At 71.0% G+C, this 15442-nt stretch carries 13 protein-coding genes and 3 pseudogenes; 9 read left to right on the forward strand and 7 right to left on the reverse strand.

The annotated features are described in order from the left end of the window. Positions 1-263: 263 nt before the first annotated feature. Positions 264-1097, forward strand: a complete 834-nt coding sequence (locus ACU616_RS18275; protein ID WP_446759845.1) for a hypothetical protein — start codon at positions 264-266, stop codon at positions 1095-1097. Positions 1098-1166: 69 nt separating this feature from the next. Here ACU616_RS18275 and ACU616_RS18280 read toward each other — a convergent pair whose 3' ends face one another. Continuing rightward, positions 1167-2090 (reverse strand): IS5 family transposase, encoded by a 924-nt coding sequence (locus tag ACU616_RS18280; protein WP_446759551.1) that lies wholly within the window; start codon positions 2088-2090, stop codon positions 1167-1169. A gap of 171 nt (positions 2091-2261) precedes the next feature. On the opposite strand from ACU616_RS18280, the gene ACU616_RS18285 reads away from it, so the two are divergent. From ACU616_RS18285 to ACU616_RS18320, 8 genes and pseudogenes are all read left to right on the forward strand, one after another. Next, on the forward strand, positions 2262-3374 hold the full coding sequence (locus ACU616_RS18285; protein ID WP_446759846.1) for an IS630 family transposase: 1113 nt from the start codon (positions 2262-2264) through the stop codon (positions 3372-3374). A gap of 67 nt (positions 3375-3441) precedes the next feature. After that, positions 3442-3630: pseudogene (locus tag ACU616_RS18290) on the forward strand (transposase); the annotation flags it as partial. A gap of 389 nt (positions 3631-4019) precedes the next feature. Next, the gene (locus tag ACU616_RS18295; RefSeq protein WP_446756502.1) at positions 4020-4823 is read left to right on the forward strand and encodes a transposase family protein; all 804 of its coding nucleotides are present in this window, start codon (positions 4020-4022) and stop codon (positions 4821-4823) included. Between the two features lie 162 nt (positions 4824-4985). Beyond that, positions 4986-5795 carry an IS5 family transposase gene (locus tag ACU616_RS18300; RefSeq protein ID WP_446758835.1) on the forward strand — a complete coding sequence of 270 codons (810 nt, stop codon included), beginning with the start codon at positions 4986-4988 and terminating at the stop codon, positions 5793-5795. A 312-nt stretch (positions 5796-6107) separates the two neighbouring features. Beyond that, entirely contained in the window at positions 6108-7319 is a 1212-nt protein-coding gene (locus tag ACU616_RS18305) for a serine hydrolase domain-containing protein (protein ID WP_446759847.1), read from the forward strand. 45 nt (positions 7320-7364) lie between these two features. Continuing rightward, positions 7365-7700, forward strand: coding sequence for a DUF6092 family protein (locus ACU616_RS18310; RefSeq protein WP_446759848.1), 336 nt, complete (start codon positions 7365-7367; stop codon positions 7698-7700). Positions 7701-7732: 32 nt separating this feature from the next. Further along, on the forward strand, positions 7733-8362 hold the full coding sequence (locus tag ACU616_RS18315; RefSeq protein ID WP_446761499.1) for a nitroreductase family protein: 630 nt from the start codon (positions 7733-7735) through the stop codon (positions 8360-8362). Positions 8363-8848: 486 nt separating this feature from the next. Next, positions 8849-10022: pseudogene (locus tag ACU616_RS18320) on the forward strand (IS701 family transposase). Positions 10023-10221: 199 nt separating this feature from the next. Here the strand turns inward: ACU616_RS18320 and ACU616_RS18325 are convergent. The 6 genes and pseudogenes from ACU616_RS18325 to ACU616_RS18350 form a co-directional block, all read right to left on the reverse strand. Continuing rightward, positions 10222-10779 (reverse strand): transposase, encoded by a 558-nt coding sequence (locus ACU616_RS18325; protein ID WP_446759849.1) that lies wholly within the window; start codon positions 10777-10779, stop codon positions 10222-10224. Continuing rightward, on the reverse strand, positions 10746-11153 hold the full coding sequence (locus tag ACU616_RS18330) for a winged helix-turn-helix domain-containing protein (protein WP_446759850.1): 408 nt from the start codon (positions 11151-11153) through the stop codon (positions 10746-10748). Before ACU616_RS18330 ends, ACU616_RS18325 begins: the two co-directional genes overlap by 34 nt. A gap of 5 nt (positions 11154-11158) precedes the next feature. Beyond that, on the reverse strand, positions 11159-11287 hold the full coding sequence (locus ACU616_RS18335; RefSeq protein ID WP_446759851.1) for a hypothetical protein: 129 nt from the start codon (positions 11285-11287) through the stop codon (positions 11159-11161). 536 nt (positions 11288-11823) lie between these two features. Further along, on the reverse strand, positions 11824-12801 hold the full coding sequence (locus ACU616_RS18340) for a recombinase family protein (RefSeq protein ID WP_446761500.1): 978 nt from the start codon (positions 12799-12801) through the stop codon (positions 11824-11826). A gap of 27 nt (positions 12802-12828) precedes the next feature. Then, a pseudogene (locus ACU616_RS18345) lies at positions 12829-13299 on the reverse strand (recombinase family protein); the annotation flags it as partial. Positions 13300-13310: 11 nt separating this feature from the next. Beyond that, the gene (locus ACU616_RS18350; RefSeq protein WP_446759852.1) at positions 13311-15422 is read right to left on the reverse strand and encodes a S9 family peptidase; all 2112 of its coding nucleotides are present in this window, start codon (positions 15420-15422) and stop codon (positions 13311-13313) included. Positions 15423-15442: the final 20 nt, after the last annotated feature.

Consider the following 15442-nt stretch of genomic DNA (forward strand, 5'->3'; position numbering starts at 1 on the left):
GGAGCCCCGGAGAGGACCAGCCGCATGAGGACGAACCGGCACAGGGCCCGTGGTTCGACGGTGCAGACTGCTTGCTCCCGGCTGGAGATAGCCGAGCAGGAGCAGGAGCTGCTCGAGCAGGCCAGGGCGGCGGTATGACTCCGCGGGCGTGCCGGTGCGGTCACTCGCTGAGGGCTCATGAACACCTGCGCGGCGCTGACCGCTGCGGGCGTTGCCCGTGCCCGACGTTTCGCCCGCCGCTGGTCGGGACGCGTCGAGACCGAGTGCTGCGCACGCTGGTCGTGGTGGTGATGTTGGTGGGGCTGGCCGCGGCGACGGCGCTGTTCGCGAACCGTGGTGGCGTTGACGATGCGTCGGCGACAAGACCCCTGAACGAGGCGGAGCATCCGCCGGGCGACCGGACAGATGCCCCGCAGCCGAGCGCCGGCCGGGAGAGCGTGAGCACTCCGGCTGCGGGAGCGCCGGAATCAGAGAACGTGCCGATCGGAACCGGTGAGCCGACGGGTGGTGAGCAGGCGACGAGGGCCACCGATCCTGAGTCGCCCACGGCAGCGCAGCGACCCGCGGCGCCCTCGGCGGAGCAGCCGCCGGTCGGTACGTCATCGGTCGGTGCGCCGGTGTCCGAGTCATCGTCTCCGACCGGCGTGCAGGATCCGGGTCCTGCGCCGGCCGCCCCGTCGCCGTCGCCCGAGCCTGGCCCAGCAAGTCCCGGCTCGGTGGTTCTCGCCCCGCCGTCGCTGACTGCTGCGCCGGTGCCGCAGCCGGTTCCTGCCCCGATCACGGCGCCTCCCGCGCCGACATCCGTCCCGACACCGAGCCCGATGCCGACCACCGTTGCGGTGCCCGACCCCGAGCAGCCTGCGCCGAACCCGTCCCCACCGACGACGGCGGCCGATCCGGATCCGTTCGAGCGGGCCGGCGTCGACTACCCAACCGCCGAAGACGACCCCGCGGTGCCCGACCCGAGGCCGCAGCTGACCAGCGCACCCCTGGCCACCGAGCCGGCCGAGATCACCGACCCAACCGGCTACAACCGCGGTGCAGACGACCAGGACGGGGACGACGACCAGGACGGGGACGAGCGCCCCAGCGATTAGCGGCCGTGCGCAGGCCCCGACTACCCGCTGCCGCGGGCGGTCGGTCAGCCGCGCGTGCTGCTGCACCTGCTAGGCCCTGTTTGAAAGGTCGCGCAGCCAGATGTCGATGTCGCTGATCTGGACGGTGGCCTCGTAGCGGACGGCGAGCTTGTCGTAGCGGGTGGCGAAGCCGCGGTGCTGTTTGTGCAGGTTGATGCCGCATTCGACGGCATGCCGCTGCCGGTAGCGGGCCGGGTCGAACGTCGGCGGTCGACCGCCGACGGAGCCCTTCTTGCGCCGGTTGGCCTGCTGGTCGGCCTTGACCGGGATGGTCGCCGGGATGCCGCGGCGGCGCAGATAGGCGCGGTTGGCCCGGCTGGAGTAGGCCTTGTCGGCCAGCACCCGATCCGGTCGGGTGCGCGGGCGACCCGGACCGGTGCGGTGTGGCACCCGGATCCGCTCGAGCACGGTGGTGAACTGCGGGCTGTCGGCCGCCTGCCCGGGGGTGAGCGCGGTGGCCAGCGTCTTGCGGCCGGCCTCGACGGCCAGGTGCACCTTCGTCGACAAGCCACCGCGGGAGCGGCCCAGCGTGTGATCGGGCGGCTCCCCGGCCGGCGGAGTGCGTTGGGCTTCGGGATGGCGGCGGGCGCCGGCGGCGTGCTGATGCGCCCGGTTGACCGTGGAGTCCACCGACACCACCCACTCGATTCCTCCGGCCTCCTCGCCCAGCGCCCGTAGTCCGGTGAGGATCGCGGGCCATCGGCCGGCCAGCTGCCAGGCGCGGAACAGGCCGTAGATGCTCTGCCAGGTGCCGTAGCGCTCGGGCACGTCCCGCCAGGGACAGCCGGTCCGGGTGCGGAAGCGGATGCCGTCGACGAGCTGGCGCAGGGTCCATTTCCGGGGTCTGCCGGGCTTCCTGCCGACCGGGAGCAGCGACTCCAGCAGCGCGGCGAGGATCGCCCACTGCTCGTCGGTCAGGTCATGGCGGGCACCGGCGGGTAGGGTGCCGTCCACGAGGTCTCCGTGGTGAGGGTCTTCTTGGTCGTTGATCCCTCTACCGGAGACCTCGCCTTTTCTCCGGCACCGACACGCCGCCCCCGGCCCCCGAGCGACTTCTCAAACAGGGCCTAGTGCTCCGTCGCGGTGCTCCTTGATGTGATCTCACGGCCAGGGTGACCATTTCGCATGGCCGCGCACGTGCGGCTGGTGCAGGTACCGGAGGGCGATCGGCGGGAGCTCACGCGGCGGGTTCGGGACAAGGGCGCACCGGCACGGGTGGTCGAGCGGGCCCGGATCGTGCTGCTGGCCGCCGACGAGGTGCCGGGCAAGCAGATCGCCACGTGGGTCGGCTGCGTCGAGCCGACGGTGGTGACCTGGCGGCGGCGCTATGCCGAGTCCGGGCTGGCCGGCCTGGCCGACCTGCCGCGGCCGGGCAAGCCGGCCCAGCTACCTGAGGCACTGCGTGATCGGGTGCTGGAGCTGACGCTGACCGACCCCCCGGATCAGTTCGGGGCGACCCACTGGTCCTCCCGGCTACTGGCCACCGCACTGGCCGGCGAGGGCACCCCGATCGCGCACACCACCATCGCCCGGATCTGGCACCGCTTCGGCATTCAGCCCTGGCGGTCCGAGACGTTCAAGTTCTCCACCGATCCCGAACTTGAGGTCAAGATCCGCGACGTCGTCGGCTTGTACCTGCATCCGCCGGAGAAGGCGGTAGTGCTCTGCGTGGACGAGAAGCCCCAGACCCAGGCGCTGGAACGCACCGCGCCGGTGCTGCCGGTGCGGCCCGGGCATCCCGAACGGCAGACCTTCGATTACGTCCGGCACGGCACCACCACGCTGTTCGCCGCACTCGAGGTGGCCACCGGCAAGGTCACCGAGGCCTGCACCGACCGGCACCGGCACCAGGAGTTCCTGGCATTTCTCAAGCAGGTCGCCGCCGCCTATCCCCGCCGCGAGCTGCACGTGGTGGTCGACAATCTGGCCACCCACAAGCACCCGGCGGTGCGCGCCTGGCTGGACCGGCATCCCCGGGTGCAGCTGCACTTCACCCCGACCTCCGGGTCGTGGCTGAACTTGGTGGAGGCGTTCTTCTCGATCATCACCCGGCAGGCCCTGCGCCGCGGCAACTTCCCCACCGTCGCCGACCTCATCGCCGCCATCGAGCGCTTCATCACGGCCTGGAACGACCGCTGCCGTCCGTTCACCTGGACCAAGGACCCCGACACCGTCATCGCCAAGGCCACCGACCCGCGACGCCGCAAAACATCAAGCGCGTTCGTTACGGAGCACTAGGAAGACGTTGCGGAAGTAAGCCTTCGGTCCCTGGCCAGTCATAGCCGGTTGTCCCAGGGTGCGGGGCATGTCGTCGTCGGCGTCTTCCCCGCCGCCGCGGCTGATCAGTGACGAGCTGTGGGCGCTGGTCGAGCCGCTGATCCCACCCCGCAAGCCGGCCATCCACGGCCGGACCGGCCGACCCCGCACCTCGGACCGTGAGGTGCTCGAGGGCATCGCCTTCGTGCTCTCCACGGGGATCGGCTGGGCCAAGCTGCTCACCGACCCGGCGGCAGGCGGCGTTGACGCTCAGCTTCTCCGGACCGTCGATGAGGTCGCAGGCGAAGCGGATCGCTCGCTCGCGCAGCTCGTCGGGGTACTTCCTCGGTGCGGGCACGACTCCACTCTCCCGTGGATTCAGACCCGCTACGAGACCGGGGACGGTTCACAGCCCTCGTCCTACTTCACCACGAACACGACCGGACCACATGATCACCAAGCCGACCGAGCCGTTACTGGGAATGGCTCAGTGAGGTTTTCTCACCAGGCTTGACGGCCTGATTGGCGTCGTCGCTGGTCGCAGTCGAGGTTGTGGAGGAGGGCGCGGGCTCCCGGGATGAAGATCGTCTCGCCAAAGGCCGATCTCCACTTCCCCGGGAGCCCGCTGTGTCTCATCGTGCCAGCCTGGATGTGTCCACCGCGGTGTTGAAGGCGGTGACCGGCTGGATCGCCCAGCACCGTCGGCGGCCCGGATCCCGCCCGGCGCAGCGGGCGGGCACGGTGCACGTCCAGGTCGTCCTCGCGCTGCGTTGGCTGCGCCACCGACTGGACCTACGCACGCTCGCTCGCCAGGCCGGGCTGAGCATCGCCACCGCCTACCGCTATCTGCACGAGGCGCTGGATGTGATCGCCACGCGCGCTCCTGAGCTCGACGACGTCCTGAACCGCGCCCACGCCGCCGGGCTGTCCTTCGTGTGTCTGGACGGCACCCTGGTCCCCACCGACCGGGTTGCCGTCCGCGCCGAGCGCGGCCATCACCTGTGGTACTCCGGCAAGCACCATGCCTTCGGCGGCAGCGTGCAGGTCCTGTGCGACCCCAGCGGCTTTCCGCTGTGGGTCTCTGACGTCCGCCCCGGCTCGACCCACGATCTGACCGCGGCCCGCGAGCTGGTGCTGCCGGCGCTGTATCCGCACGCCGCCCGGGGGCTGCCCGTGCTGGCCGACAAGGGCTACACCGGCGCCGGCATCGGCGTGCACGTGCCGGTCAAGCACCAGCCTGACGGGCCGCTGCACACCGACAACCGCTGCTACAACTCCCTGATCATCGCGCTGCGCGCGCCCACCGAACGCGGTCACGCCCTGCTCGGCCGCTGGCGCGCCCTCGACCGGGTCACCGTCAGCCCGCACCGCATCGGCGCAATCGCAGCTGCCGCATTGGTGCTCACCTCACTCGACCGCGGAACCAGGTGAGAAAACCTCAGTGAGGTCTTCTCAACCGATTTGCGCGGAAGAGCTTTGCTGAACGCTGAATGAGCAGGTCAGTGGCTGGACGACGACGTCGCTGCACAGGGGCGTGGGGTCCGGCAGAGGATGGCGTCGACCAAGAACGACCCTCATCCGCACGGACCCCACGTGATCACTTACTCTGCCACGCTCGACGTGCCCGAGGCCACCGCCGTCCTGCTCACCGACCTGCTGATCGCCGAACGCCGCCGCCGCGGCACCGGCATAGGCGCCCGCGCCGCCTCCGCCCGCGACCAGGCCATCTTGGTGCTGCGCTGGTTCCGCCAGGACGCCGACATGCCCACCCTGGCCCGCGACACCGGCGTCTCGGTCGCCACCGGCTACCGCTACCTGCACGAGGGCATCGACGTGCTCGCCGACCAAGCCCCCGACCTGCACCGAGTGCTCGAGGCCGGAAGTGCCGCCGGCTGGAGCCACGTCGTCCTCGACGGCACGCTCATCCGCACCGACCGCTGCCGGACCACCAACCCCGAGTCCGGTCACGACCTGTGGTACTCCGGCAAGCACCGCGCTCACGGCGGCAACGTGCAGGTCGTCTGCGACCCGGACGGTTTCCCGGTGGCCGTCTCCCCCGTCGAGCCGGGCTCGATGCACGACCTCGCCGCCGCCCGGGCCACCGGGTTCCTCGGTGCGCTGCACGCCGCGGCCGCGCTGCTGGGCCTGCCCGCCCTGGCCGACAAGGGCTATGACGGCGCGGGCGTCGGCATCCATACGCCGGCCAAGGGTGCCCACCTGGCACCCAGCACCGCGACCCGCAACCGACTGCTGACCCGGCTGCGCGCCGAGGGTGAGCGCGGCATCGCACTGCTCAAGAACCGGTGGAAAGCACTGCGCCGGATTCGGCTGTGCCCGCAGCGGATCGGTGCGGTCGTCGCCGCCGCACTCATCCTGACCAACGCCGAGCGACCAAACCGTTGAGAACACCTCAGTGAAGGTCTTGTGGTAGACGACGCTTGGCAGGTGCGGCGAGTCGTTGCTCCGGCGTCGGGCCGCCTCGACCGGATCCGGTTCTTCTCCGCGGATGGTTCGTGGACAGGCAGTGACGCCTCGGCGCATGGTCGGTCACCGTGACTGTCGGGACCCTTCAACAGCGCGGCGCCCGGTGGAACTCTGCCCGTGCCACTCCGCTGCGAGGTCGGCTACCACGCGACGTGGTATAGAGCCCGGGATGAGGCGCTCATGATCACGCATGCGAATCGGGGTGGGCTCCGACCCGCTCGACGAGCCCTCGTGGCGGGGGTCGTCCTGGCCGTGCTCACGCTCGGGGTGCCCGCGGTGGCGTCCGGGGCGACCGCGACCTCCGCCGCCACTCCTCCGGAGCAGGCGGCGTCCGCGATCACGGACATCGTCGAGAATGCGATGGCGACTGAGCACCTCCGCTCGGTCATCCTCAAGGTCACCCAGGGCGACCAGGTCGTGCTCCGTCAGGCGTTCGGCACGTCGATGGAGGGCGTGCCGGCGACCACCGACATGCACTTTCCCAACGGCAACGTCGCCTTCGCCTACCTGGGCACCCTGCTCATGCAGTTCGTCGACGCGCACGAGGTCGGGCTCGACCACACCATCGACCGCTGGATGCCCGACCTGCCCGAGGCCGACAAGGTCACGCTGAGGATGCTGGCGAACCACACCTCGGGCTATCCCGACTACGAGACCGACCCGGCGTTCATCGCCGCCTATTACGCCGATCCGTTCCACATCTGGACGTTTCAGGAGCGGCTGGCCATCGCGTTCTCTCGCCCGGTGCTGTTCACGCCCGGCACGAACTGGGCCTACGCGCACACCAACTTCATGATCCTCGGAGAGATCCTCGCCCGGATCGGCGGTGAGCCCCTGGCCACGCTGCTGAGCGAGAAGGTGCTCGGCCCGATGGGGCTGACCGGCACCGCGGAGAGCCAGACCTCGGACGTGCCCGGCCCGGCCCTGCACGCCTTCAGCTCCGAGCGTCGCGAGGCACTCGGCATCCCGGCGGAGACCGCCTTCTCCGAGGAGTCGACGTTCTGGAACAAGCAATGGGGCACCCCGATCGGAGCGAACCAGACGACGACCATCGACGACATGGCCACGACCGCAGTACAGGTCGGCACCGGCTCACTGTTGTCGGAATCCAGCTATGAGGCGATGACCGGGCCCAACCTGGTGGGCTTCGGAAGCGCAGATCCCAGCTGTGTCCCTGCCTGCCGGGTGCTGACCGACGCACTCAACTTCGGTCTCGGCGTCGTGCGCAACGGTTCCTGGCTCGTGCAGACCCCTAGTCTGGCCGGCTACAGCGCGACGATGGCCTACCTACCCTCCCAGGAGATCGCCATCGCGGTGGTCGTCACCTTCCTGCCCGCCGCGTACGACGCACAGGGGAACAACGCAAGCTCCGCTCTTCCGATCTACCAGTCGATCGGAGCTTTGATGGCACCGAACGACGCGCCTCCGACGCCGAACGGCTGATCCGCCCCATTGCGCTGGCAGAATCCGCAGGAAGGAGAAACCGTCATGCCAACCACCGCCTCTGCCTCGGTATTGGACGAGGACGAGGCCCTGGAACTGTTGGCCTATCTGATCACCGCCGCCCGCACCCAGGTCGACGAGGCGGCCGAGTACGGGCCGCTGCGGCTGCTGACCGCGGCTCGCCGGCTCGCAGAGCGGATCGCGCCACGGTCCTCAGACGCCACGGCCGCATTCGTTGCCGGACCGCTGCAGCGCATGCCGGAGCTTGCCGTCCCCCGCGACGAGCGGGAGGAGTACGTCGCGTGCCTGGACGAGCTGTGCGGGGCGCTCGCCGCTCACCTGACTGCCCGGTGGGCGCCGGACCGGGCGGGCTCGTCGTGACCAGCGGCCCGGACAGCCAGCGGGGCGCGGCTGTGCTGGAGGCGATCCGCAGCCGGCGGGTGGTGCGCGCCATGACCGCTGAGCCGGTCGGACGCGAGGCGCTGGAGACTCTCCTCGACGCCGCCCGCTGGGCGCCGACCGCCGGCAACCGGCACCTGCAGCGGTTCGTGGCCACCGACGACCTCGCCACGCTGCGGGTGCTGCGCGCGGTGTCGCCCGGCATGCTGCAGCGTCCCACGGCGGCGATCACGATCTGCACCGACCGTGCGCTCGCCGCCGGCTACGGCTTCCCGCCGGGGGCGCCGGGCCCGGTCGTCGACGTCGGGACGGCGATGGCGACCCTGCTACTAGCCGCACATGCCATCGGCGTTGGAGCCGGGCCGGTGACCTCCTTCAGCCGCGCCGCGGTCGCCATCGTCCTGCAGTTGCCCGAGGGCTGGAGGCCGGAGCTGATCGTCTGCCTCGGTCACCCGGCGCCGGGCACGAGGCGACCGATGCGCGGTCGGGCCGGCCTGACCTGGCGAGACCTCACCACCTGGGTTCCATCCGAGTGCCCGACTGCGGACTCACCCGAGCCCTCCGTACAGGACCGAGGACCCGGGACGCCGCTGACGCAGACCAGTGGAACGAGCCGTGCAGGAGTGCCCGGATCCGCTCGGTGATCGGGCTGTTCAAGGCGGAGCGCATCCGCCGTGGCCCCTTCCATGACGGACCGCTGACGACGATCTCCGACGTGGAGTTCGCCACCGCGACCTGGTGAATGGTGAAACACCACCCGACTGCACTCCACGCTTGGCCACGTCCCACCGGCCGAGTTCCAAGCAGCCCACTGCGCTGCGGTCACCGCCTCGCAACCGGAGCCGCGGCCCGTATGAGGCCGGCAGGGAACCCGTGACGGTTCAGTCGGCGATGAATGCCCTACCCGCCCCGAGGCCAGCTCGGGAGGCAGGACTCACCCACTGGTGCAGTTGGGTCCCCGGCTCTCACCCACGCGGGTGGTTGCGACTTGGCGGCATCCGGCGCGGTTCACGAGTGGGAGAGGTGACGGCCGTCCGGATGCAGACACCGTAAGGGCGTTCTTAGTACTGCAACGGCAGTTGTGCGTGTCGCTGTCGGGACCGGCTGAGGGCTGGTAGCAGCGTGGGCCGATGCGCTGCGATGGCCTGGTGGCCGAGGTGCAGGACTGGGCGGCGGGCCTGGAGGAGGTCCATCGGCGGATCGCCGGTGGATTCGCCCGGGCCGAGCCGCGGGCCCGGGTGCTGGCCTATCTGCGCGGCCTGCTCGGGCAGCTGGAGCGCAAGAACGGCTGGACGCTCGCCGACGCCGCCGGCGAGGTCTCCCCGGATGGCATGCAGCGGCTGCTGCGCACCGCGGACTGGAACGCCGAGGCCGTGCGCGACCAGCTGCGCGGCTATGTGGTCGAGCGGCTCGGGCCCGGTGGGGTGCTGATCGTCGATGAGACCGGGTTCATCAAGAAGGGCACCCGCTCGGCCGGGGTGGCCCGGCAGTAACACCGGCACCACCGACAAGATCGACAACTGCCAGATCGGGGTCTTCCTGGGCTATGCCACTCCCGCCGGACGGGCGCTGATCGACCGGGAGCTCTACCTGCCGAAGGCCTGGACCGACGACCGCGACCGGGCCCGCGCCGCCGGTATCGGTGACGACGTCGGCTTCGCCACCAAGCCCGAGCTGGCCCGCCGCATGCTGCAGCGCGCCCTGGACGCCGGGGTGCCGGTCGCTTGGCTGACCGCCGATGAGGTCTACGGGCAGGACAAGCGGCTGCGGGTCTGGTGCGAGCAACACGGATTGCCCTATGTCCTGGCCACCCGCAGCAACGACACGGTGGCCACCGTGGACTGGCGGCAGCGGCGGGTTCGCGCCTTGATCGCCGAGCTGCCCGAGTCGGCCTGGCAGCGGTGCTCGGCCGGCGCCGGCGCGCACGGCCTGCGGCTTGATGACTGGCCCCGGGTGGAGCTGCTGGCCGGGTTCGATCCCAGCTGGGCGCGCTGGGTGCTGGCCCGCCGAACCATTCCCGCCGATCCGGGCGAGGAGCCGGAGTTAGCCTTCTACGTCTGCGCCGGACCCACCGACACCAGTCTTGAGCAGCTCATCGCCGTGGCCGGTGGCCGATGGCGCATCGAGGAGTGCTTTCAGGCGGCGAAGAATGAGGCCGGACTGGCCTCCTACCAGGTGCGTGACTCCACCGCCTGGTATCGGCACATCACCTTGGCGATGCTCGCGCACGCCTATCTGTCCGCCACTCGCGCCACCGCGGAAAAAGGGGGTCCGCAGCCGGAACCGAGCAGCTCATCGCGCTGACCGTGCCCGAACTGCGACGCCTGCTCAACACGCTCATCCGTAGACCGCAACCCGATCTGGACCATGCCGCGGACTGGTCGGGGTGGCGCCGACGACGCCAGGCCCAGGCCCGCGCCGCTCACTACCGGGCCCGCGGACAAGCACCTCCATAACTGCCGTTGCAGTACTAATGATCATTAACGATCGTTAAGAGTGGTTGTTACAGGAACGGTCCGTACTCAAGGCCGGTGCTGGCGAGGAAGCCGCGGAGGAGCCCGGGACGGTACTGCATCCGTCTCAGCCGCGTCTTCACCAGGACGGTCAGCTCGGCGATGGTGTGCTTAGTGAGGTTGGCCAGCGACCGCTTCAGGTGCGACCAGACCAACTCGACCGGGTTCAGCTCGTGGGCGTACGGCGGCAGCCGGTAGACGGTCAGCCACGGCCGCGCGGCGATCAGCTTGGCCATCGTCTTGCTCGTGTGGGTGCTCAGGTTGTCCCAGACCAGCACGATCGGGCCGCCGAGCTGCTGATGAGCGGCGTCGAGCAGGCGGGCGTAGTCGGCCTCGGTGAACCCCGTGCGCCCGCCGCCGCGCCGGCCGCGGTGGGTGCGGTAGATCAGCCGGGGCCGCTGCCCGGGCTTGACCGCGACCAGGGCGGCCACCGACACCCGGGGGCTGATCGCCGCGGTCACCCGCACCACCGGAGTCCGACCGCGGCGGCCCCAGGTGCGGCCCGTGGGCGGCCTCAGCCCCTGACCGGACTCGTCTTCGAAGACCACCCAGGCGCCCAGGTCCGCCGCGGTCCTTTTATCTGCGGCCAGGTCTCCTCCCGCCAGGCGGCGATCTGCTCCTCATCCCGCTCGGCGGCGCGCCGGGCGGGGACCTGCACGCTCCAGCCGAGGCGGTGCAGCAGCAGGTCCAGCCCGGGCAGGGTGTAGTGCACACCGAACCTGGTGTGCACGACCTCGGCGATGCGCGCCAGCGTCCAGCACTGATCCGTCCAGCCCCAGGCGGTCGGGCCGGCGTCGAGCAGCGCCTGCAGCTCCTCCAGCTGGGCCCGGGTGAGCCGGCAGCGGGCCCCGCCCGGGCCCCTCGAGGCCAGCGCCGGACGGCCGCCGGCAGCCAGTGCCCGCCGCCACCGGTTGGCCGACATCCGGCTCACCCGAACCGGTCCGCCACCTCCCGGTCGGTGGCGCCCTCCTCGATCCACTCCGCTGCGGCCAGCCGCACCTGCTCCCGCCGGGCGCAGTCCTCGGCGGTGAGCCCGCCACCCTGGGGATACCTCATGGGTCTGGCATAGCGCGCGCCGCGCGGGTTGTCAGCAGGCTACGGAACTCCCGCCATTAATGATCGTTAGTCCTCCACGCCAACCCCATGACTACAGCATCGGCGGCGTGTCTCGCAGATCATCCCGAGCTTGGGAACGCAGTTGATCCATGTGCGTCGGGGAGAGGTGCTTATGCCCCAGCATCTCGGGCCACTGCAGCGGCTTCCGGACTTCCGACAAGATCAACGGTAGCGAGTGCCGAGCGCGCCTCCGGCGTGAAGAGAATCTCCCCGTTCGGCGAGCGATCGCGGCAGGCCAGTAGGGCGGCTACGCAATCCTAGTACGCACGCCGACGTTGCTCCTAGTCGGACATTCCCCGTTCATGGCGAAGTCTCAGCTCCGCCTGCTGCTGAGCAAGCTCGAATTGTGCGCCGACTGATCGCCGAGCGATAAGCCAGGTTGTAGTAGCCCCGACAGTGCCCACCACGGCCGTGGCGACGGGTGCGATCCACTCCAACGGCATTTCGCCAGTGTCTCAGGCTTCCGCAGAATCTTCCTAGTTCAGCAGGATCTCAGTGGTGGCAGGAACCAATGCCCTCGCGCGCACCGGCCCGACCTTGCCGATCGGTCCCACGATGATCTGCGCGACCAGCGCCTCTAGGATTTCCCGACGCTCTTCCAGCGTTCCCGTCCGCCAAGCCTCGATGGCCTCGGGGCCGATGTCACTCATCGTCGCGGGCTGCTCGAACTCGCGCATCGCTGCATCGATCTCAGCGATGCGGTCTCGGAGCCCGCGGAGAGAGGCGACGTAGTCCCTGGGGTCCAGGTCGCTGTCGGGGTCGCCGTACTCGACGCGCAGTGCCTCGACTCGCGCCTCTAGCTTCTCCCGCTGAGTGGTGAGCCTGGCGAACTCCCGGCCATCCTCAGTGTCATCCACCTCGGGATCGACCGGACGGACGTCCTGGAGTCGGCGCTCCACCACCGCGGAGACGAACTCCTCCAGGAGTCGGAGGTTGCGCTTCACGCTCCCGCAGCCACCGGCCTCCTTCTGGCAGGCGACGAAACTGTCGGGGCGCACCTCTCCGCGTTCGTCCCGGCGCGCAGAAACCTTCATGCGGTTCCCACACATCGCGCACCAGACGAAGCCGGATAGGAGATGCTGGCGGCCGGCGTATCGGGCCTCGACCAGGCGACTGCGATCGGAGATGGCGGCGCGCACTGCATCCCAGGTAGCCCGGTCCACGATCTCCTCGAAGTCTCCGGGGGTGAGGACGGGTTCACCCTTGGCACCGCCCTTGTCCCAGCGCGGGTCATGCTCCACGAGGCCGGCGATGCGGGGACGTATAAGTGCTTTGCGGGCCAGCACCCGGTTCCACTGTTTGCCTGTGGTGGTGACGATGCCGCGTTCGTTCCAGGTGCGCATGACGTCACCCAGGGAGCCTCCGTCAAGCATGATCCGACAGCCGAGACGGATGGCGTCAGCCTCGTCCGGCCTCACTACTACCCCTCGAGGTTCGAAGCCGAAGGGGCGCATCCCGGTGGCGTGCGGCTTGCCGGCTTCCCGGCGCTGGACGAAGGCGCGGGATACACGCTCACCGATGCGCTCGGACTCCGCAGCGTCCCCGGCGGCCATCCACCGAGCCATCATCCGACCGTCGGCGGTGGTGAGATCCACCTGTCCGGCAGTGCAGGAGGCCAGGCGCACGCCGGTGTCCTCGACGAGCTGGATGACGTCCTCGAACTCTCGGGGCCGGCGGGTCAGTCGGCTCGTGGATTAGTAGACGATGCCGTCGACCTCGCCCGCCCGGACCGCAGTCATCAGGGCGTCGTAGGCCGGTCGCCGCTTCCTGCTCCGCGTAGACGCTGAGATGTCGTTGTCGACGTAGACAGGGTGGGTCGGGTGCAGGGTCCAGCCGAGCCGATCGGCCTGCGCCCTGCCGTCGGGGACCTGGCGTTCGACACCCGCGGCCCGACCTTCGCGGTCGTCGGAGATCCGCGCGTAGATCGCGGCTCGCTGGGGCTTGTCGGCCATGTGTCTCCCACTCACAGCAGGTCTGGGCGTCGCCACTCCTGCCCGAGGACATGCTCCGCCAGGAAGGCGATAACTGTCTCATAGAATACAGCGGCGTTGCCGGGCGTGAGCACCCAGTGGTTCTCGTCGGGGAAGTAGAGGAACCGGGAGGGCACGCCACGCTTCTGCAGGTCGTACCAGAGCCGCAGGCCCTCGCCGACGGGCACCCGGTAGTCGCGGTCGCCGTGGATGACCAGCACCGGCGTGCGGATCGCGTCGGCGAAGCGGTGCGGCGAGTTCTGCTCGTAGCGCTCGGGCTCCGCGAGCGGGTCGCCCCACTCCTTCTCCCAGTAGTAGGCCGCGTCCGTGGTGCCGACGAAGGAGTCGAGGTCCCAGAGGCTGGCGTGGGTCACGATGGCGCGGAAGCGGTCGGTCTGGGTGGCCACCCAGTTGGCCATGTAGCCGCCGAAGGACCCGCCCATCGCGGCGGTGCGGTCGGCGTCGAGGTCGGGCCGCTCCAGGGCGGCGTCCACGGCGGCCATGAGGTCGGTGTAGGGAGCACCGCCCCACTCGCCCCAGCCGCGCCGGACGAACTCCTGCCCGAACCCCTGCGACAGCGCCGGGTTGGGCAGCAGCACGGCGTAGCCGCGGGCGGCGAGCACCCACGGGCACCAGCGCCACGACCACGCGTTCCAGCTCATCAGCGGCCCGCCGTGGATCCACAGCACCAGCGGCGCCGGGTCCTCCGCGCCGGCGCCCTCGGGCAGCACCAGCCACGACTGCACCCGCGTGCCGTCGGCGGCGGTGGCCTGCACCTCGGTGAGCGTGCCGGGCAGCCGCGCGATCGTGCCCGGGTTCGGCAGCGGGTCGGGGTGCTGGCCGGTCGCCCGCGGGTCCAGGCGCACCGGGGCCGGCGGCTCGTCGTAGGCCGAGCGCAGGGCGAACAGGGCGCTGCCGTCGCGGGCCACCTGCAGGTCGCCGTAGGCGCCGTCGGAGGTCAGCCGCACCGGCTGCCCATCGGCCAGCGCCACGCGGAACAGCGCGTGTCGGCCGTCGTCGTCGGCCAGGAAGTAGACGGCGTCACCCTCGGCGCTGAACTGCGGCGCGCTGGGCCAGCGGTCGAAGCCGGCGGTGAGGTCGCGGGCCTCGCCGGTGGCGACGTCCACCAGCAGCAGCGTGTAGTCCGGGGGCTCGGCGTAGGTCGTCGTCCTCTCGCGGACGCAGACCACCGTGGCGCCGTCGGGGGAGAAGCGGCCGGAGTGCACGTCGGCCAGCGGGTCGTCGACCAGCACCCGGCCCGCACCGGTCGCCGTCTCGACCAGCACCAGCCGGTCCCGCCGCCCGGCCGGCCCGTCGGCCACCGGCTCGACGCGCAGGGCCAGCCGGCCGTCGGGGGAGAGGGTCACCGACTCGCCGGCGCCGGTGGGCGGACCGGCGTCCGGCGTCAGGTCGCGCAGCTGCACGGGCTGCGCCGGCTCGCCCGCCGGACCCTCCGCGGGCAGCACTCCGGCCCAGAACAGGTGCGGGACGGCCGGGCCGAGGTCGGCGTCCCAGTACCGCACCGGATAGGCCTCGTGCAGGATCGCCGACACCCCGGCGTCGGTGCGGGCCTTGCGGCGCTGCTCGTCCTCGGCGGCGTCGGCCGCGCCGGGCATGGTCGAGGCCACCACGACCACCTCGCCGCTGTCGGCGGCCACCGCGAAGCCGCCGACCCCGCCGGTCCGGCTGACCACCGAGCGGGCCTCCCCGCCGCCGGGCGGCAGCGCCCACAGCGCGGGCCTGGGCTCCGCGCCGTCGGTCGCCGCCGGGTCGGGCCGGGCGGAGAGGAACAGCAGCGTGCCGTCGGGCGCGAAGGCCGGGGCCGACTCGCCCCGGGCGCTGCGGGTCAGCCGCCGGGCCGGGCGCTGCCCCTCGGGGTCGACCTCCCACAGCGCCGAGATCCACTTCTTCCCCTCGGGGTCGAGGGTCTGCACCGAGACCGCCAGGCGCCGGCCGTCGGGCGAGAGCGCCAGCCCGGCCACCCGCGGGACGGCAGCGAAGTCGGCCAGCCGCGCGAAGGGGTGCCCGGCAGCGGCGCCGGTGGTGCCGTCGGCGGTGCTCTCGGCGGTGCTGTCGGCGGTGCTGTCGGCGTCGGGCTGGCTCACCGGGGCTCCTCGCGGGGGAA

The sequence above is a fragment of the Geodermatophilus sp. URMC 62 genome (genome assembly GCF_052931475.1).